Annotated in this window: 14 protein-coding genes; 7 read left to right on the forward strand and 7 right to left on the reverse strand. The window is 62.8% G+C overall.

Features of this window, described 5'->3' with window-relative positions; all coding sequences use genetic code 11:
* Positions 1-17 precede the first annotated feature (17 nt).
* Complete coding sequence (locus PBDP_RS25835) at positions 18-587, reverse strand: GNAT family N-acetyltransferase (protein ID WP_116833514.1); 570 nt, start codon at positions 585-587, stop codon at positions 18-20.
* A gap of 73 nt (positions 588-660) precedes the next feature.
* Here PBDP_RS25835 and PBDP_RS25840 point away from each other — a divergent pair, with 73 nt between their 5' ends.
* Together PBDP_RS25840 and PBDP_RS25845 are read left to right on the forward strand one after the other, a co-directional pair.
* Entirely contained in the window at positions 661-1,581 is a 921-nt protein-coding gene (locus PBDP_RS25840) for a histone deacetylase family protein (RefSeq protein ID WP_116833515.1), read from the forward strand.
* A gap of 280 nt (positions 1,582-1,861) precedes the next feature.
* Positions 1,862-3,103 carry a TIGR03862 family flavoprotein gene (locus PBDP_RS25845; RefSeq protein WP_212801489.1) on the forward strand — a complete coding sequence of 414 codons (1,242 nt, stop codon included), beginning with the start codon at positions 1,862-1,864 and terminating at the stop codon, positions 3,101-3,103.
* Between the two features lie 124 nt (positions 3,104-3,227).
* Here the strand turns inward: PBDP_RS25845 and rhlE1 are convergent, their stop codons facing one another.
* A complete protein-coding gene (gene rhlE1 / locus PBDP_RS25850) occupies positions 3,228-4,565 on the reverse strand; it encodes an RNA helicase RhlE1 (RefSeq protein ID WP_116833517.1) in 1,338 nt (445 codons plus the stop codon).
* Between the two features lie 58 nt (positions 4,566-4,623).
* Complete coding sequence (gene yedA / locus PBDP_RS25855) at positions 4,624-5,526, reverse strand: drug/metabolite exporter YedA (protein ID WP_212801490.1); 903 nt, start codon at positions 5,524-5,526, stop codon at positions 4,624-4,626.
* A 160-nt stretch (positions 5,527-5,686) separates the two neighbouring features.
* Between yedA and PBDP_RS25860 the strand changes: the two genes are divergently transcribed.
* Positions 5,687-6,139, forward strand: coding sequence for an Lrp/AsnC family transcriptional regulator (locus tag PBDP_RS25860; RefSeq protein ID WP_109756256.1), 453 nt, complete (start codon positions 5,687-5,689; stop codon positions 6,137-6,139).
* 132 nt (positions 6,140-6,271) lie between these two features.
* On the opposite strand, the gene PBDP_RS25865 is transcribed toward PBDP_RS25860, so the two are convergent.
* The 3 genes from PBDP_RS25865 to PBDP_RS25875 form a co-directional block, all read right to left on the reverse strand.
* Positions 6,272-6,883 (reverse strand): 3'-5' exonuclease, encoded by a 612-nt coding sequence (locus PBDP_RS25865; RefSeq protein ID WP_116833518.1) that lies wholly within the window; start codon positions 6,881-6,883, stop codon positions 6,272-6,274.
* Between the two features lie 22 nt (positions 6,884-6,905).
* Complete coding sequence (locus PBDP_RS25870) at positions 6,906-7,385, reverse strand: LabA-like NYN domain-containing protein (RefSeq protein ID WP_053182045.1); 480 nt, start codon at positions 7,383-7,385, stop codon at positions 6,906-6,908.
* A gap of 128 nt (positions 7,386-7,513) precedes the next feature.
* On the reverse strand, positions 7,514-8,272 hold the full coding sequence (locus PBDP_RS25875) for a DUF2076 domain-containing protein (protein WP_163856523.1): 759 nt from the start codon (positions 8,270-8,272) through the stop codon (positions 7,514-7,516).
* A gap of 176 nt (positions 8,273-8,448) precedes the next feature.
* Between PBDP_RS25875 and PBDP_RS25880 the strand changes: the two genes are divergently transcribed.
* Both PBDP_RS25880 and PBDP_RS25885 read left to right on the forward strand, forming a co-directional pair.
* Complete coding sequence (locus PBDP_RS25880) at positions 8,449-9,111, forward strand: YciC family protein (protein ID WP_212801491.1); 663 nt, start codon at positions 8,449-8,451, stop codon at positions 9,109-9,111.
* A 90-nt stretch (positions 9,112-9,201) separates the two neighbouring features.
* Positions 9,202-10,281 (forward strand): endonuclease/exonuclease/phosphatase family protein, encoded by a 1,080-nt coding sequence (locus PBDP_RS25885; RefSeq protein WP_212801492.1) that lies wholly within the window; start codon positions 9,202-9,204, stop codon positions 10,279-10,281.
* Between the two features lie 130 nt (positions 10,282-10,411).
* On the opposite strand, the gene hrpB is transcribed toward PBDP_RS25885, so the two are convergent.
* Complete coding sequence (gene hrpB / locus PBDP_RS25890; RefSeq protein WP_212801493.1) at positions 10,412-12,928, reverse strand: ATP-dependent helicase HrpB; 2,517 nt, start codon at positions 12,926-12,928, stop codon at positions 10,412-10,414.
* A gap of 95 nt (positions 12,929-13,023) precedes the next feature.
* Here hrpB and pmcY point away from each other — a divergent pair, with 95 nt between their 5' ends.
* Positions 13,024-13,443, forward strand: coding sequence for a periplasmic Zn2+ metallochaperone PmcY (gene pmcY, locus PBDP_RS25895; RefSeq protein WP_109756263.1), 420 nt, complete (start codon positions 13,024-13,026; stop codon positions 13,441-13,443).
* Between the two features lie 28 nt (positions 13,444-13,471).
* Complete coding sequence (locus PBDP_RS25900; protein WP_109756264.1) at positions 13,472-14,365, forward strand: cation diffusion facilitator family transporter; 894 nt, start codon at positions 13,472-13,474, stop codon at positions 14,363-14,365.
* The last annotated feature ends 106 nt before the right edge of the window (positions 14,366-14,471 follow it).

Genomic DNA, 14,471 nt, shown 5'->3' on the forward strand with positions numbered 1-14,471 from the left:
GTAAACGTCCGTGTCGGCTAACCGTGCAGGGTCTGTAGCCACTGTTCACGGTTGATGCGATAGAGCACATGGTGACGCAATGGATGCCCGACCGCGAGCTTTGGGTGTTCGAAGTCGTCAGCCGGGTCGTGCTGCATGCCAATGGCCTGCATGACCTTTTGCGACGGCAGGTTATCCACAGCAGTGAACGCCACCACTTCGTCCAGCAACAACTGGTCGAAGGCGCAGCGCAGTGCGGTCCACGCCGCCTCGCTGGCATAGCCCAGCCCCCAGTGCTCCCGCGCCAGACGCCAGCCGATCTCGATGGCCGGTGTGAACGGCGCGTCGAACCCGACCACACCGAGCCCGGTAAAGCCAATGAAGGCCCCGGTGTCCTTGCGCTCCAGGGCCCACAAACCAAAACCATGCTCGGCGAAATGCCCACGCACGCGACCGATCAGGGCGGCGCTTTCCAGGCGGCTCAAGGGCGCGGGGAAATAACGCATCACCTGTGGGTCTGCGCACATGGCGGCAAATTCCGGCAAGTCCTCGTCACGCCACTGCCGCAACAGCAGCCGTGCGCTTTCCAGTTCCAGTATCGGCTCCATCTTCACTCCCCTTCCATGCCCCAGAGTCTACAACGCTGGTAGGATCCGTCACATAATCACCACTGAAAACACCATGCCGCTGCCACTGATCTATCACGAAGACTACAGTCCCGAATTCCCGGCGGAACATCGTTTCCCCATGGATAAGTTTCGCCTGCTGCGCGATCACCTGGTGGACAGCGGTCTGACCCGCGACGCCGACCTGCTGCGCCCGGCGCTGTGTCCGCCAGATATCCTCGCCGTGGCCCACGACCGTGGCTATATCGAACGCTACATGGGCGGCGAGTTGTCCCGCGAAGACCAACGGCGACTCGGCCTGCCCTGGAGCGAAGCCCTGGCCCGCCGTACGGTACGCGCCGTGGGTGGTTCGCTCCTGGCCGCCGAACAGGCCCTTGAGCACGGTCTGGCCTGTCACTTGGCCGGCGGCACCCATCACGCCCATTACGACCACCCGGCTGGGTTTTGCATTTTCAATGACCTGGCGGTGATCAGCCGCTATTTCCTGGCCAGCGGCCGCGTCTCGCGGGTGCTGATTTTCGACTGCGATGTGCATCAGGGCGACGGTACCGCCCGAATACTCCATGACACCCCGGACGCCGTGACAGTTTCCTTGCACTGCGAAAAGAATTTTCCCGCACGCAAGGCCCAAAGCGACTGGGACATCCCCTTGCCCATGGGCATGGGCGACGCCGCTTACTTGAAGGTGGTGGACGATGCGCTCAACTATCTGCTGCCGCTCTACCAGCCCGATCTGGTGCTGTACGACGCCGGCGTCGATGTCCACAAGGACGACGCCCTCGGTTACCTGAAGCTGACCGACGAAGGCCTCGCCGCCCGGGACGAGAGCGTCATGCGCCATTGCCTGGGGCGCGACATCCCGGTGGTCGGCGTGATCGGCGGCGGCTACAGCAAGGACCGCCAGGCCCTGGCCCGTCGCCATGGGATCCTGCACCACAGCGCACAAAAGGTCTGGTCGTCATCAGGTTGTCATTGAACGCTGGGCGCGTTACCCACAATGCCTGTGGGCCGGCCTGTGGATAACCTGAGCGAAACGGCCTACAGGCTGTGTTGACTATAGCTTGCGCAGTCCTGGTTGTTTTTTGATCAGCTCTCAAGAGCACCTACCTACTCCTGTGGGAGCGGGCTTGCTCGCGAATGCGGTGCGCCAGTCGATATTTATGTCACTGACACACCGCATTCGCGAGCAAGCCCGCTCCCACAGGGATCTGTGCTGGTAGAATGCCCCGCCTATTCCAGCCCCCACAGTTCAAATCATGACCTCGACCGCCAAGCCTTCCACACCGAACATCGCCATCATCGGCGGCGGCCCCGCCGGCCTGATGGCGGCCGAGGTGTTGAGCCAGGCCGGCCTTCAGGTCGACCTGTACGACGGCATGCCATCGGTGGGCAGGAAATTCCTGCTGGCTGGCGTTGGCGGCATGAACATCACCCACTCCGAAGCCTTCCCGGCCTTCCTGTCCCGCTATGGCGAACGCGCGCCGAACCTCGCGCCGCTGCTGCGGGCATTCGGTGCGGATGAGTTATGCACATGGATTCACGGGTTGGGCATCGACACCTTCGTCGGCAGTTCCGGGCGAGTGTTTCCTACCGACATGAAAGCCGCCCCGCTGTTGCGCGCCTGGCTCAAGCGCCTGCGTGATGCCGGCGTGGTGATCCACACCCGTCATCGCTGGCTCGGTTGGAACCCCGATGGCAGTTTGCGAATAGCCAGTCCGGAAGGTGAGAAAACACTACGCCCCGACGCGACACTGCTGGCACTGGGCGGCGGCAGCTGGTCACGCCTGGGCTCTGACGGCGCCTGGATGCAGGCGCTGGAACAGCACGGCGTGGCCCTGGCACCGTTGCAACCGAGCAACTGCGGGTTCGAGGTCGAGGCCTGGAGCGACCTGATGATCAGCAAATTCGCCGGCGCCCCGCTAAAAAACATCGCCATCGGCCTTAACGACGATGTGCCGCGCCTCGGCGAATGCGTGATCACCACCACGGGCATCGAAGGCAGCTTGATCTATGCGTTGTCGGCAGCGATTCGCGAAGCGATCAACCAACACGGCAGCGCAACGCTTCATCTGGACCTGCTGCCAGGGCGACCTGTGGACAAAATCCAGCAAGCCCTGAGCAAGCCTCGCGGTTCACGCTCGATGGCCAAGCACCTGCACAGTCAGTTGGGCATCGATGGGGTCAAGGCGGCGCTGTTGCGCGAGCTCACACCCGCCGATTGTTTCGCTGACCCGGCGCGGCTGGCCCAGGCGATCAAGGCCTTGCCGGTCACCCTGGTAAAGACCCGGCCTTTGGACGAAGCCATCAGCAGCGCCGGTGGCGTGGCGTTCGAAGCCCTGGATGAACGCCTGATGCTCAAGCAAATGCCTGGCGTGTTCTGCGCTGGGGAAATGCTCGATTGGGAAGCGCCGACCGGCGGCTACCTGCTCACGGCGTGCTTTGCCAGCGGCCGGGCGTCGGGGTTGGGCATGGTGGAGTGGTTACAGCGCCTGGATTGAAGATCGAGGCGCGGCCATCGCGAGCAGGCTCGCTCCCACAGTGATCGCATTCTTTCTGAAAGAACTCGGTCGAATGTGGGAGCGAGCCTGCTCGCGAAAGTGGTTTATCAGATAGAGCAGATCATCAAGGCTTACGCTTACGCGGCCCGGTATTGAACACCGGCACTTTTCGCACAGGCTTGACCGAGGGTTCCACAGGCGAGGAATCGCCGCTGTCCACCCACTTGCCCAGGTTGCGCTTGCCACCACCGCCCGAGGCCTTTGGTTTCTTCGGCTTTTTCGGTTTCTTGATGACCTGGCCACTGGCATCAGTGTCCGGCACCCGATGCTCAGGCTCGAAGTCCTGCTCCATCTGCCGGGGCAATGTCTGACGGGTCAGCATCTCGATGGCCGACAGCAGATTCACTTCATCGGCGCAGACCAAAGAAATCGCCTGCCCCGTAGCGCCCGCCCGACCGGTACGACCGATACGGTGGATGTAGTCTTCGGCGACGATCGGCAGGTCGAAGTTCACCACCAACGGCAAATCCTCGATATCCAGGCCACGGGCGGCGACATCGGTGGCCACCAGGATCTGCACTTCGCTGGCCTTGAAGCGGTCCAGGGCACGCTGGCGGGTGGCCTGGGGCTTGTCACCGTGGATGCCGTCGGCGTTGACGCCCAGGCCCTGGAGTTTTTCCACCAGCGCATCGACGCCGTTGCGCGTCTTGGCAAAGACCAGCACCTGCTTCCACTTGTTCTTGCGCATCAGGTGCACGAACAATTCCGGCTTGCGCTTCTTGTCCACCGTCACCACCCATTGCTTGACGGTGTTGGCGGCCACGTTGCGCGGACTCACTTCAATGCTCAGCGGATCGTTGAGCATCTGCCCGGCCAGCAAGCGGATCGCATCGGAAAAGGTTGCCGAGAACAACAGGGTCTGGCGCTTCTTCGGCAGGGCCTTGTAGATATTCGCCAGTTCTTCGGAGAAGCCCAGGTCGAGCATACGGTCGGCTTCGTCCAGCACCAGGGTCTGCAACTGGTTGAACTTCAGCGCGTTCTGGCGGAACAAGTCGAGCAAGCGGCCCGGCGTGGCGACCAGCAGGTCGACGCCTTTGCGCAGCTTCATCATCTGCGGGTTGATGCTGACGCCGCCGTACACAGCGTAAGTGCTCAGCGGCAAGTTTTGCGCGTACTGACGCACGCTTTCATGGACCTGTTCGGCCAGCTCGCGGGTCGGCACCAGGATCAACGCCCGCACCGAGTTGGCCGCGACTTTCGGTCCCTCGGTGGTCAGCAGTTGCAACAGCGGCACGGCGAAACCGGCGGTCTTGCCGGTACCGGTCTGGGCGGCGGCCATCAAGTCGCGACCGGCCAGCACTGCCGGCATGGCTTGGGCCTGCACCGGAGTCGGGGTCTGGTAACCAAGCGTCTCGAGGGCGCGCAGCAAGGGTTCGATCAGGCCAAGGGTGGCGAAAGTCATGGAAATACCGTAGGAAAAATCAGCGCAAGGTGTGCAATGCGCGGCAGTTTACCCTAAATCAGGATGTGGCCGGCGCAGGCTTGGGTTTGCGCCACTGGGGCAAGCCGATCAACACCACCGCACTGATGATCACCAGCATCGCCAGGGCTTCTTCGATGCCGATGGTCTCACCGGCGAACACAATGCCCAGCAACACCGCCACTGCCGGGTTGACGTAGGCATAACTGGTGGCTGCCGCCGGACGTACATGCTTGAGCAGGTACATGTAGGCGTTGAAGGCAACGATCGAGCCGAACAAGGTCAGGTAAGCCAGGGCGAACCAACCTTCCAACGGCGGAATACTGTCCAGATGCTCACCGCTGGCCACGCTGCCGATCAACAGCACCACGCCACCCACCAGCATTTCCACGGCGCTGGCCATCGCCCCCGCCGGCAACGGCAGGTGCTTGCTCAGCACCGAACCGAAGGCCCAGGACGCTGCCGCGAACACCAGCAAGGTCGCGCCCAACGGGCTCGATTGCAGGTTCGAACCGAGATTGAGCATGGCGATGCCGATCAACCCCAGCACAATCCCCGCCCATTCCAGACGGGTATTGCGCGCGCCCCAGAAGTAGCCGCAGAGCAGGGTAAACAAAGGTACCGTCGCCACCGCCAGCGCAGCGACCCCGGATGCCACGCCCGTGTGCTCGGCCACACTCACCGCACCGTTACCGAAACTGAGCAACAGCACACCAATGATGGCCCCGGCCTTCCATTGCGCCCAAGTCGGTGCCGGCGCTCCACGCCAGCGCAGGAAGCCGTACATCAGCGAACCGGCCAGCACGAAACGGAACCCCGCCAGCAACAGCGGCGGCCAATGCTCGACACCGATGCGAATCACCAGGTAGGTCGACCCCCAGATGACGTACAAGGCGAAAAAGGCAGCGATCAATGGCAAAGGAAAACGGCGTGGGCCAGGCATGGTCGGCTCGAAGTCAGGACAATGAGAGACGCTATTCTAGAAAGGCGACAGACGGAAAATAAGTTACAAAACCTGTTTATCCAACCCATACACTTTTCAAAGCACGGAGATAAACGCTATAAACCATGCTTTCGAAAGTCATGTCATCGGAAGCCAAACCGTGGATAAATACGACCGCATGCTGCTCAGCGCTTTGTTGGAAAACGGTCGTGCGTCCTACGCCGAACTGGCCCGCAAAGTGAACCTGTCGGCCCCCGCCGTGGCCGAGCGAGTCAGCAAGCTGGAAACCAGCGGCGTAATTACCGGCTATCAGGCCAAAGTCGACATGGCGAAAATCGGCCTGCCGATCCAATGCGTCATCGAACTGCGGATGGACCAGCACGGTAAACAGAAGACTTACGACGAACTGTGCAAGATCCCACAACTGACCGAATGCCATCGGGTGACCGGCGATCCGTGCGTGATCATGCAAGCGGCGGTCGGTTCTATGCCGGAGCTGGAAGAGCTGATCAACCGCATCGCCAAGTTCGGCTTCAGCAAGACCTCGATCGTGCTGTCCAGCGCCATTGAAAAGCGTGTGCCGTTGGGGCAGCTGGAAGGCAACGGGAAATAAACGACCCAACACAAATCAAAACTGTGGGAGCGAGCCTGCTCGCGATTGCGGTATGTCAGTCGACATTGATGTTGGCTGATCCAACGCTATCGCGAGCAGGCTCGCTCCCACAGTTTTTGTTTTGTGGTGTGTTTAGAACCCGCGATGCCGCTTGAGATGCTCGTTGATCTTCGCCGCCGGCACTTTCTGCAAGCTGCACAGCAAATCATGGGACAACTCCCGCAGCCCATGCTTTTGCCGCAGTTCCGAGGCCAGGTGCGCGGTGAGGTTGGCGGCCATTTCGGCGTCGGCCATGGCCCGGTGAGCCTGGCCGGTGTGGGGCAGGCCAGCGAACGCGTTGAGGGTGCCGAGTTTGTGGTTCGGCGCCGCCGGCATCAAGCGTCGGGCCAGCAACAGTGAACAGGCAAAATTCTGCAAGCGGGTGCGTTTGATTCGCCCCAGTTCGAAGTCCCAGAACTTCTGGTCGAACGCAGCGTTGTGAGCCAGCAGCGGCGTGATGCCGACGAACTCGTTGACCTCGTTCATCACCTTTTCCGCCGACGGTGCGCTGCGCAGCATGGCATTGCTGATGCCGGTCAGTTGCTCGATAAACGCCGGGACGCGCACGCCGGCATTCATCAGGCTCTGGTAGCGGTCGACGATCCGGCCCTGCTCAAGGATCACCACGGCAATTTCGGTGGCCCGACAACTGCTGCTTGGCGTGATGCCGGTGGTTTCAAAGTCGATGACTGCGATGCGTTCCAAACCTGTCTGAGCTCCGTAAAAATCAATTCTTGAGCAGCAAGGCGCCTTCGATGGGCACGTAGCGGCTGGCGGCGCGGATCAGCGAATTGGCGGTCAGCCCCGGCACGCCATAGGCCACAGCCTGGACGCCGTGCTTTTGGATGATGCGCTCGAGCAGCATGTCGAAATCGCCGTCACCGGAGGCCAGCACCACTTCATCGACGTGGTCGGCGGCGTCCATGATGTCGAGGGTGATACCCACGTCCCAGTCGCCCTTGGCCGAGCCGTCGCTGCGCTGGATGTAGGGCTTGAGCTTCACGACGAAACCCAGGTTGCGCAGGATCTGCTGGAATTGCTGCTGTTTGCTGTCGCCGCGATCGATCGCATAGGCGTAGGCCTCGACGATCTGCCCCTGCTTGCTCACATCGGCCCACAGCGCGGCGTAGTTGAAATGGCAACCATAGGCCTGGCGCACGGTGTAGTAGAGGTTCTGGACATCGGCGAACACTGCAATTTTTTTCACCGCGTTTCCTCTTGGATGCACACGCACGCAGACCACCAGGGCCGAAAAGTTGCCCAGTATGCCAGTCTGAAGGATTGTTCCGCGAATAATCGGCCCGAGGCGCCAGGGCGCCCCGGACGAATGGTGGGTCAGACGAAGGAGTCGTCGTCGCCGAAGAAAGAAGAATCGTCGCTGTAGTCCGCGTCGCTGAAACCACCCTGGTCATTGCCATAGGTGTCGTTATCGGCCACCCGCTGATCATCACCCCAGCCGTTGTCGCTGCTGTTGGCAGTGTCGTTGACCGGTTGGGCCGGCTCTTCCTTGATGACTTCGACGATTTCCTGCGGTTGCTGGCCGCTGTGGAACAGGCTGCTGATGCCTTGGGCCAGCATCACGCCGCCGGCCACGCCCGCTGCGGTTTTCAGGGCGCCGCCCAGGAAGCTGCTCGCTGCCGGGGCCTGCTGTTGCGGTGCGCCGTAATTGCCGGGCGGCGCGCCGAAGCCCTGTTGGGGCGGAGCATTGAAGGACGACGGCGCCGGTTCGCGCCAGCCGCCCCCACTGGAGGCCGGCGGGCTCGATGGGCGTGAATCCCGCGAGCTGCCACCAAAAATACTCGAGAGAAAACCACCGCCGCCGCTGGGCGCCGACGTCTGTTTGCGGGCCTGTTGCAGCTCGGCCTGCAATTGCTCGACTTGCTGGCTCAGTTGCTTGTTCTGTTCATCGAGGCGCTTGATCGCGGCCTCCTGCACCAGAATCGCCTGGGCCATGAAATAGCCCGCCGCTGGCTGGCTGACCATGTGCTCCTTGATCCGCGCCTCGGCCTGGGCGTCACGCGGGGCTGATTCCTTTTCGGCCTGTTGCAGCCGTGAAAACAGTCCATCGATCAGGGTTTGTTCTTCGCTGTTCATGGCGACCTCGTTAGATTGCCGGGTAGAAACCATTCCGATCCCGAAGACCGGTGCCCACCAGTAATGGGGCTCGCCAAAAAGGTTTCAATGGTCTTTACCTGATGTTTACGTTTGCTTGTGCGGGCGCCTGATCGGTTAAAGTGTCGAACCGCTTTTTTGAACTGCGATACCGACTCATGAATCCGTTTGACGTGTTGCGCGACTCTTTGTATTTCTTCAAGCGCCATCTGGGCCGGATCGCCCAATTGTGCCTGCCGTTGGTCATACTCGAGGCTGTGCTGCAGCAAGGCGTGGACAGCGCCGTCGGCCCCGAGGGTTTCCCCGGCTACAGCGTGATCGTCGGGCTCCTGGTCTACCCCTTGTACACCGCCGCGTTGATCCTGTTTCTCGACGCCCGCAGCCGCGGTGAAGCGCCACGCACGCGAGACCTGCTCGCAACCGCCCTGACCCTGTGGCCACGCTTTGCCTTGCTGACGGCCCTCAACACGCTGTTGATCCTGGTGGGGCTTTCGCTGTACTTCCTGCCTGGCCTGTGGCTGATGGTGACCCTGGCCTTCAGTGAATACCTGTTGGTCCTCAGGGGCCTGACACCCCTGGCCGCGATGAAGGAAAGCCTGAACCTGTCCCGCGGCAACTTCTGGCGGATCCTGCTGTGCATTCTCGCGGTGATGGGCCCGCTATGGCTGCTCAAGGGCGTCAGCGTCTCGGTGTATCCTTCGCCCCAGAACCCCGTGCTCAGCCTGCTGATCGACAGCGTCCACAGTTTCCTGCAACTGTTCACCAGCGTGGTGCTGTTCCGCATGTTCATGTTGATCGAGGCCAAGCCTGATAACCGCTGATCGCACACTGCGAAGGCCCTGGGCTTGGGCTTGAGAACCGCTCTCGGTTATGCTCGGGAGCACTTTCGCGTTTCGCCCATAAGCCGAGCCATGACCCGTCTACTGCGCTACACCTTGCTGGGCCTGCTGTTGATCCTCAGCCTGGCCGCCCTGTCGATCTACGGCCTGACCTGGCGACCACAGCCCCGGGAAACCGTGCCGGTCAGTTGCACCGCCAACGCGGCACCGCTGGTGCCCGGCCAGGCGTTGAAGGTGATGACCTGGAACGTTCAGTTCCTCGCCGGCAAGCGCTACGTGTTCTGGAATGACCTGGCCCAGGGCGACGATGAAAGCCCGACCCTGGAAGACATGGCCTTCAGCCTCGACGAAGTGGCACGGGTGATCCGCGACGAGCAACCGGACATCGTGCTGCTCCAGGAACTGGACAAGGGCGCCAAGGCCAGCGATTACCAGGACCAGCTCAAGCTGTTGCAGGAACGCCTGGCCGACCTCTACCCGTGCGGCACCAGTGCCTTCGACTGGAAGGCCGACTTCATCCCCAACCCGCATATCTTCGGCAGCGTCGGCCGGCAACTGGCGACCCTGAGCCGCTACCGCATCGAACACGCCGAACGAGTACAACTGCCGGTGGCCGACGCCAACTTCATCAGCCGTCAGTTCCAGCCGAAAAATGCCTTGTTGGTGAGCTATCTGCCACTGAGCGATGGCGGCCAACTGGCGGTGCTCAACACGCATCTGGAACGGGCCACCGAGCCGGAAGAAACCCCGCCCAGACAAATCACCGCCGTCGCCAAGACACTGGATAAATTCGAATCGGCGGGCACGCCCTGGTTGATCGGCGGCGACTTCAACCAGTTGCCCCTGGGCCAGTACCGGCGCCTGCCGTCCGAGCAACGCACGCCCTACTCCGCCGACAGCCCCTTGCACCTGTTGTGGGACAAATACCCGATGATCCCCACCAACAACGAGGCCAGCGGCATCGACCGCGAACACTGGCTGACCCACTACCCGAACGACCCCGGCCTCAACGGCCCCGACCGCACCGTCGACTACCTGTTCTACAGCCCGCGGATCAAACGGGTTGAAGCTCAGGTAAGGCAGGACGATACCTTGCGCATCTCCGATCATTTGCCGGTGATTGCGCGGTTCTTGTTGCCGGCTGCGCCGTAACAAACCCTGTGGGAGCGAGCCTGCTCGCGATAGCGGTAGATCAGCCAAATGCCCATTGACTGACACACTGCTATCGCGAGCAGGCTCGCTCCCACAGGGTTTGTATTTCAACTTCGAATCCGGGATCAGCTCATTTACGCGGCTTGACCCGCGCCGTCGCCTCCGCCACCAGGGGGTCGTCCGGCCAGTAATGCTTGGGATAGCGCCCCTTGAGGTCCTTCTTCACCTCGGCGTAGGTGCTGCGCCAGAAATTCGCCAGGTCCTGGGTCACCTGCACCGGTCGCCGCGCCGGTGACAACAGGTGCAACTTGACCGCCTGCCGCCCGCCGGCAATGCGCGGGGTGTCGGCCAGGCCGAAGAGCTCCTGCAAGCGCACCGCCAGGATCGGCGGGTGCTCGCTGTAGTCCAGCCGGATGGACGAGCCCGAGGGCACGCTCAAATGGTGCGGCGCCAGTTCATCCAGGCGTTGCGGCAGGGGCCAGGGCAACAGGTTGTGAACGATGCTGGACAAGTCCAGGTTGGCGAAGTGACTGAGGCGCGAGACTCGCCCCAGATACGGCATCAGCCAATGTTCGAGACTGTCCAGTAACGCCACGTCGCTGACATCCGGCCACTCGCTCTCGCCCTTGGCCTCCAGGTCCAGGCGACGCAGCAGCGCCACCCGCGCCTGCCATTGCCGCAGTTCCGGGGTCCAGGGCAACAATTCCAGGCCCTTGCGACGCACCAGGTTTACCAGGGCCTGGCTACGGGCTGACTCATCCAGGCCGATCAATGGCTCGCGGCTGAGCACCAGTTCGCCGACCTTGCGCTGGCGCTCGGCACGCAGCACACCTTCACGCTCGTCCCAATCCAGTTGATCCACAACACGGACTTGCTCGGCCAATACCGAATCGAACAACGCTGGGTCGAAATCCGTCGCCAGGTAGATCCGCTCTTCCCGCTGGCCATGGCGGCTGCCCAGGTCGGCGATCACCAGCCACGCTTGTTTCATCAGGCTGTCAGCTTCGGCAAACAGCGCCGCACGGCCATTGGCCAAGCGATATTCCGCGCCGCCGGGCCGGCGCTGCTGGGCAACGCGGTCCGGGTATGCCAACGCCAGCAAGGCGCCGAGCCAGCGCGGATGCTCGGGGTCGGCCACCGCTTCTTCGGCCTTGCCCCGTAGATAACCGCGATACTGCCGGGCCAGTTGCCGCGCCCGCTGCACCCCGCCTTGGGCGCCACGCGCCGCGCGTTCTTCGCCGGACAACAAGACCAGGCGACTGTGCAGATCCGCGCCGGCGCCACGGAGAATGTCGCGCTCGCCCAGCAGCGCAGCGACGTTACAGGCCATGTCCGCCAGCCCCAGCGCCTGGCCGCGCAGCAGCAGATGCGCGATGCGCGGGTGGGCTGGTAGTTCGGCCATGGCCTGGCCGTGGCGGGTCAGTTGCTCGCCCTTCAGCGCGCCCAGGCGTTGCAGCAGATCCTGGGCCTGGGCATATGCAGCGGCCGGCGGGACATCGAGCCAGACCAATTGCTGCGGCGCCACACCCCAGCGCCCCAGTTGCAGGGCCAACCCGGCCAAATCCGCCGAAAGAATCTCCGCACTGCCGTAAGCAGCCAGTTGTTCATGCTGGTCTTCGGACCACAATCGATAGCACACGCCCGGTTCCAATCGACCGGCCCGTCCGGCCCGCTGGGTGGCGCTGGCCCGGGAAATGCGCTGGGTGTCGAGACGGGTCATGCCGCTGCCCGGGTCGAAACGCGGCACCCGCGCCAGGCCAGCATCGATCACCACCCGCACGCCGTTGATGGTCAGGCTGGTTTCGGCGATGTTAGTGGCCAGCACCACTTTGCGCTGGCCCGGTGGCGCAGGGTCGATGGCGGCGCGTTGGGCCGCCAGGTCCAGCTCGCCATGCAGCGGGCAGAGCAGCACATCGGTGTTTTCGCCCAAGGCCTCGGCCAGTTGTTGATGGACCCTGCGGATTTCCGCCTGGCCGGGCAAGAACACCAGGACGCTGCCGGTTTCATCGTGCAGCGCTTCCAGCACGGTCTGCACCAGTCGCGGCTCGATGAATTCACCGGGTTGAAACGGCCGCCCCCAACGCACCGCCACCGGGAACATACGCCCTTCGCTGCGCAGGATCGGCGCATCGTCCAGCAACCCGGCCAGGCGCTCCCCTTCCAGGGTGGCGGACATCAGCAGAATCTTCAGCGGCTGGTCGTCACGAAACAGCTCTCGGCCGTTGAGGCTCAAGGCCAAGGCCAGGTCGGCATCGAGGCTGCGTTCGTGGAACTCATCGAAAATCAGCAGCCCCACGCCTTCCAACGCCGGATCATCCTGCAAGCGGCGTGTGAGGATGCCTTCGGTGACCACCTCGATGCGGGTCCGGGGCCCGACCTTGCTGTCGAGGCGAATCCGGTAGCCGACGGTTTCACCGACCTTTTCCCCCAGTTCACTGGCCAGTCGCTCGGCCGCCGCCCGTGCAGCCAGGCGCCGGGGCTCGAGCATCAGGATGGTCTGCCCGGCCAGCCAGGGCTCGTTCAGCAAGGCCAGGGGCACACGGGTGGTTTTACCGGCACCGGGCGGCGCTTCGAGCACGGCTTCGTGGCGCGATGCCAAGGCTTGACGCAGGGCGGGTAAAACTTCATCAATCGGCAAAGAAATCATGCTGGCTCCAAAACAGAGGGCCGAGTATAACGGCGAACTGTTTAGCGTGGTCTGGACTCCAACCAGCAACGCCTTTACCTGTTCAGGAGATTGCTATGCGTATTCCCTTTCGCGTGATCGGTGGCGTGCTGGTCGCCTCCCTGCTGACTCAGATCAGCGCCTGTGGCTCGATCTTCTACCCGGACCGTCGCGGCCAGATCGATGGCAAGATCGACCCGGCGATTGCCGCGCTCGATGCCGTCGGCCTGCTGTTCTACATCATCCCTGGCCTGATCGCCTTCGCCGTGGACTTCGCCACCGGCGCCATTTATTTCGAACCGGGCAAAAGCGTCCAGATCGAGCCAGAAAAACTCAAGCCGGCCATCAACCCCGACGGCACCGTCAATAACCACAAGTTGCAGGCAATCCTGGAACACGAACTGGGCCGCAGCTTCCCGCTGGACGATCCACGGTTGATCCAGCACAAGGGCAGCGCGCAACAACTGGCCGCGCTCGGTCTCAAACCGGCCGCATGACCGGCGCCACAGAAGGAACGACCGCGCCATGACCGCCAGCTCCGAACACGCTCGCCTGCTACGCCTGGCCACCCGGGCCTCGGTGGCCGTGGCACTTATCCTGGTCGTCGCCAAGGCGTTGGCCTGGTGGCTCAGCGGCTCGGTGAGCATGCTCGCCGGGCTGACCGACTCGGCACTGGACGGCGTCACTTCGCTGCTCAATCTGCTGGCGGTGCATTACGCCCTGCGTCCCGCCGACGATGACCATCGCTACGGTCACGGCAAGGCCGAGTCCCTGGCCGGGATGGCCCAGGCGCTGTTCATCGGCGGCAGTGCGGTATTGATCGCCTTGCAGGCCTTCGAACGCCTGAAAAACCCGGTGCCGGTGGACGCGCCCTGGCTCAGCGTCGGCGTAATCGTGTTTTCCCTCGGGCTGACCCTGGCTTTGTTGGCGTTGCAGCATCGGGTCATCCGCGCCACCGGCTCCAACGCCGTGCGCGCCGACTCGCTGCACTATCGCTCCGACTTGTTGCTCAACGGCAGCATCCTGGTCGCCCTGGTATTGGCGGGGTTCGGCTGGTATCAACTGGACGCCTGGTTCGGCCTGGGCATCGCGGCGTACATCCTGTGGAGCGCCATCCAGATCGCCCGGGAAAGCTTCGCGGTGCTGATGGATGAGGAACTGCCGCCCGACGTCAGCCAACATATGCTGGAACTGGCCTGCGCCGTGCCCGGCGTGCTCGGTGCCCACGACCTGCGCACGCGGATCTCCGGCAACCACTGGTTCGTGCAATTGCACCTGGAATTGCCAGGGGATTTGACCCTGTCAGTGGCCCACGGCATCAGCGACCAGGCCGCCGATGCTATCCACAATGCTTATCCAAAGGCCGAAGTGCTGGTGCATGCCGATCCTTCGGAAGTGGTGAAGCGCGCCAGCGCTTGATGCCCAACACCCGTGGCGAGGGAGCTTGCTCCCGCTCGGTTGCGCAGCGACCGCAAGATCCTGGGCCTGCTGCGCAGGCCAGCGGGAGCAAGCTCCCTCGCCACAG

The organism is Pseudomonas sp. St290, assembly GCF_018325805.1.
Lineage (GTDB): Bacteria > Pseudomonadota > Gammaproteobacteria > Pseudomonadales > Pseudomonadaceae > Aquipseudomonas > Aquipseudomonas bijieensis.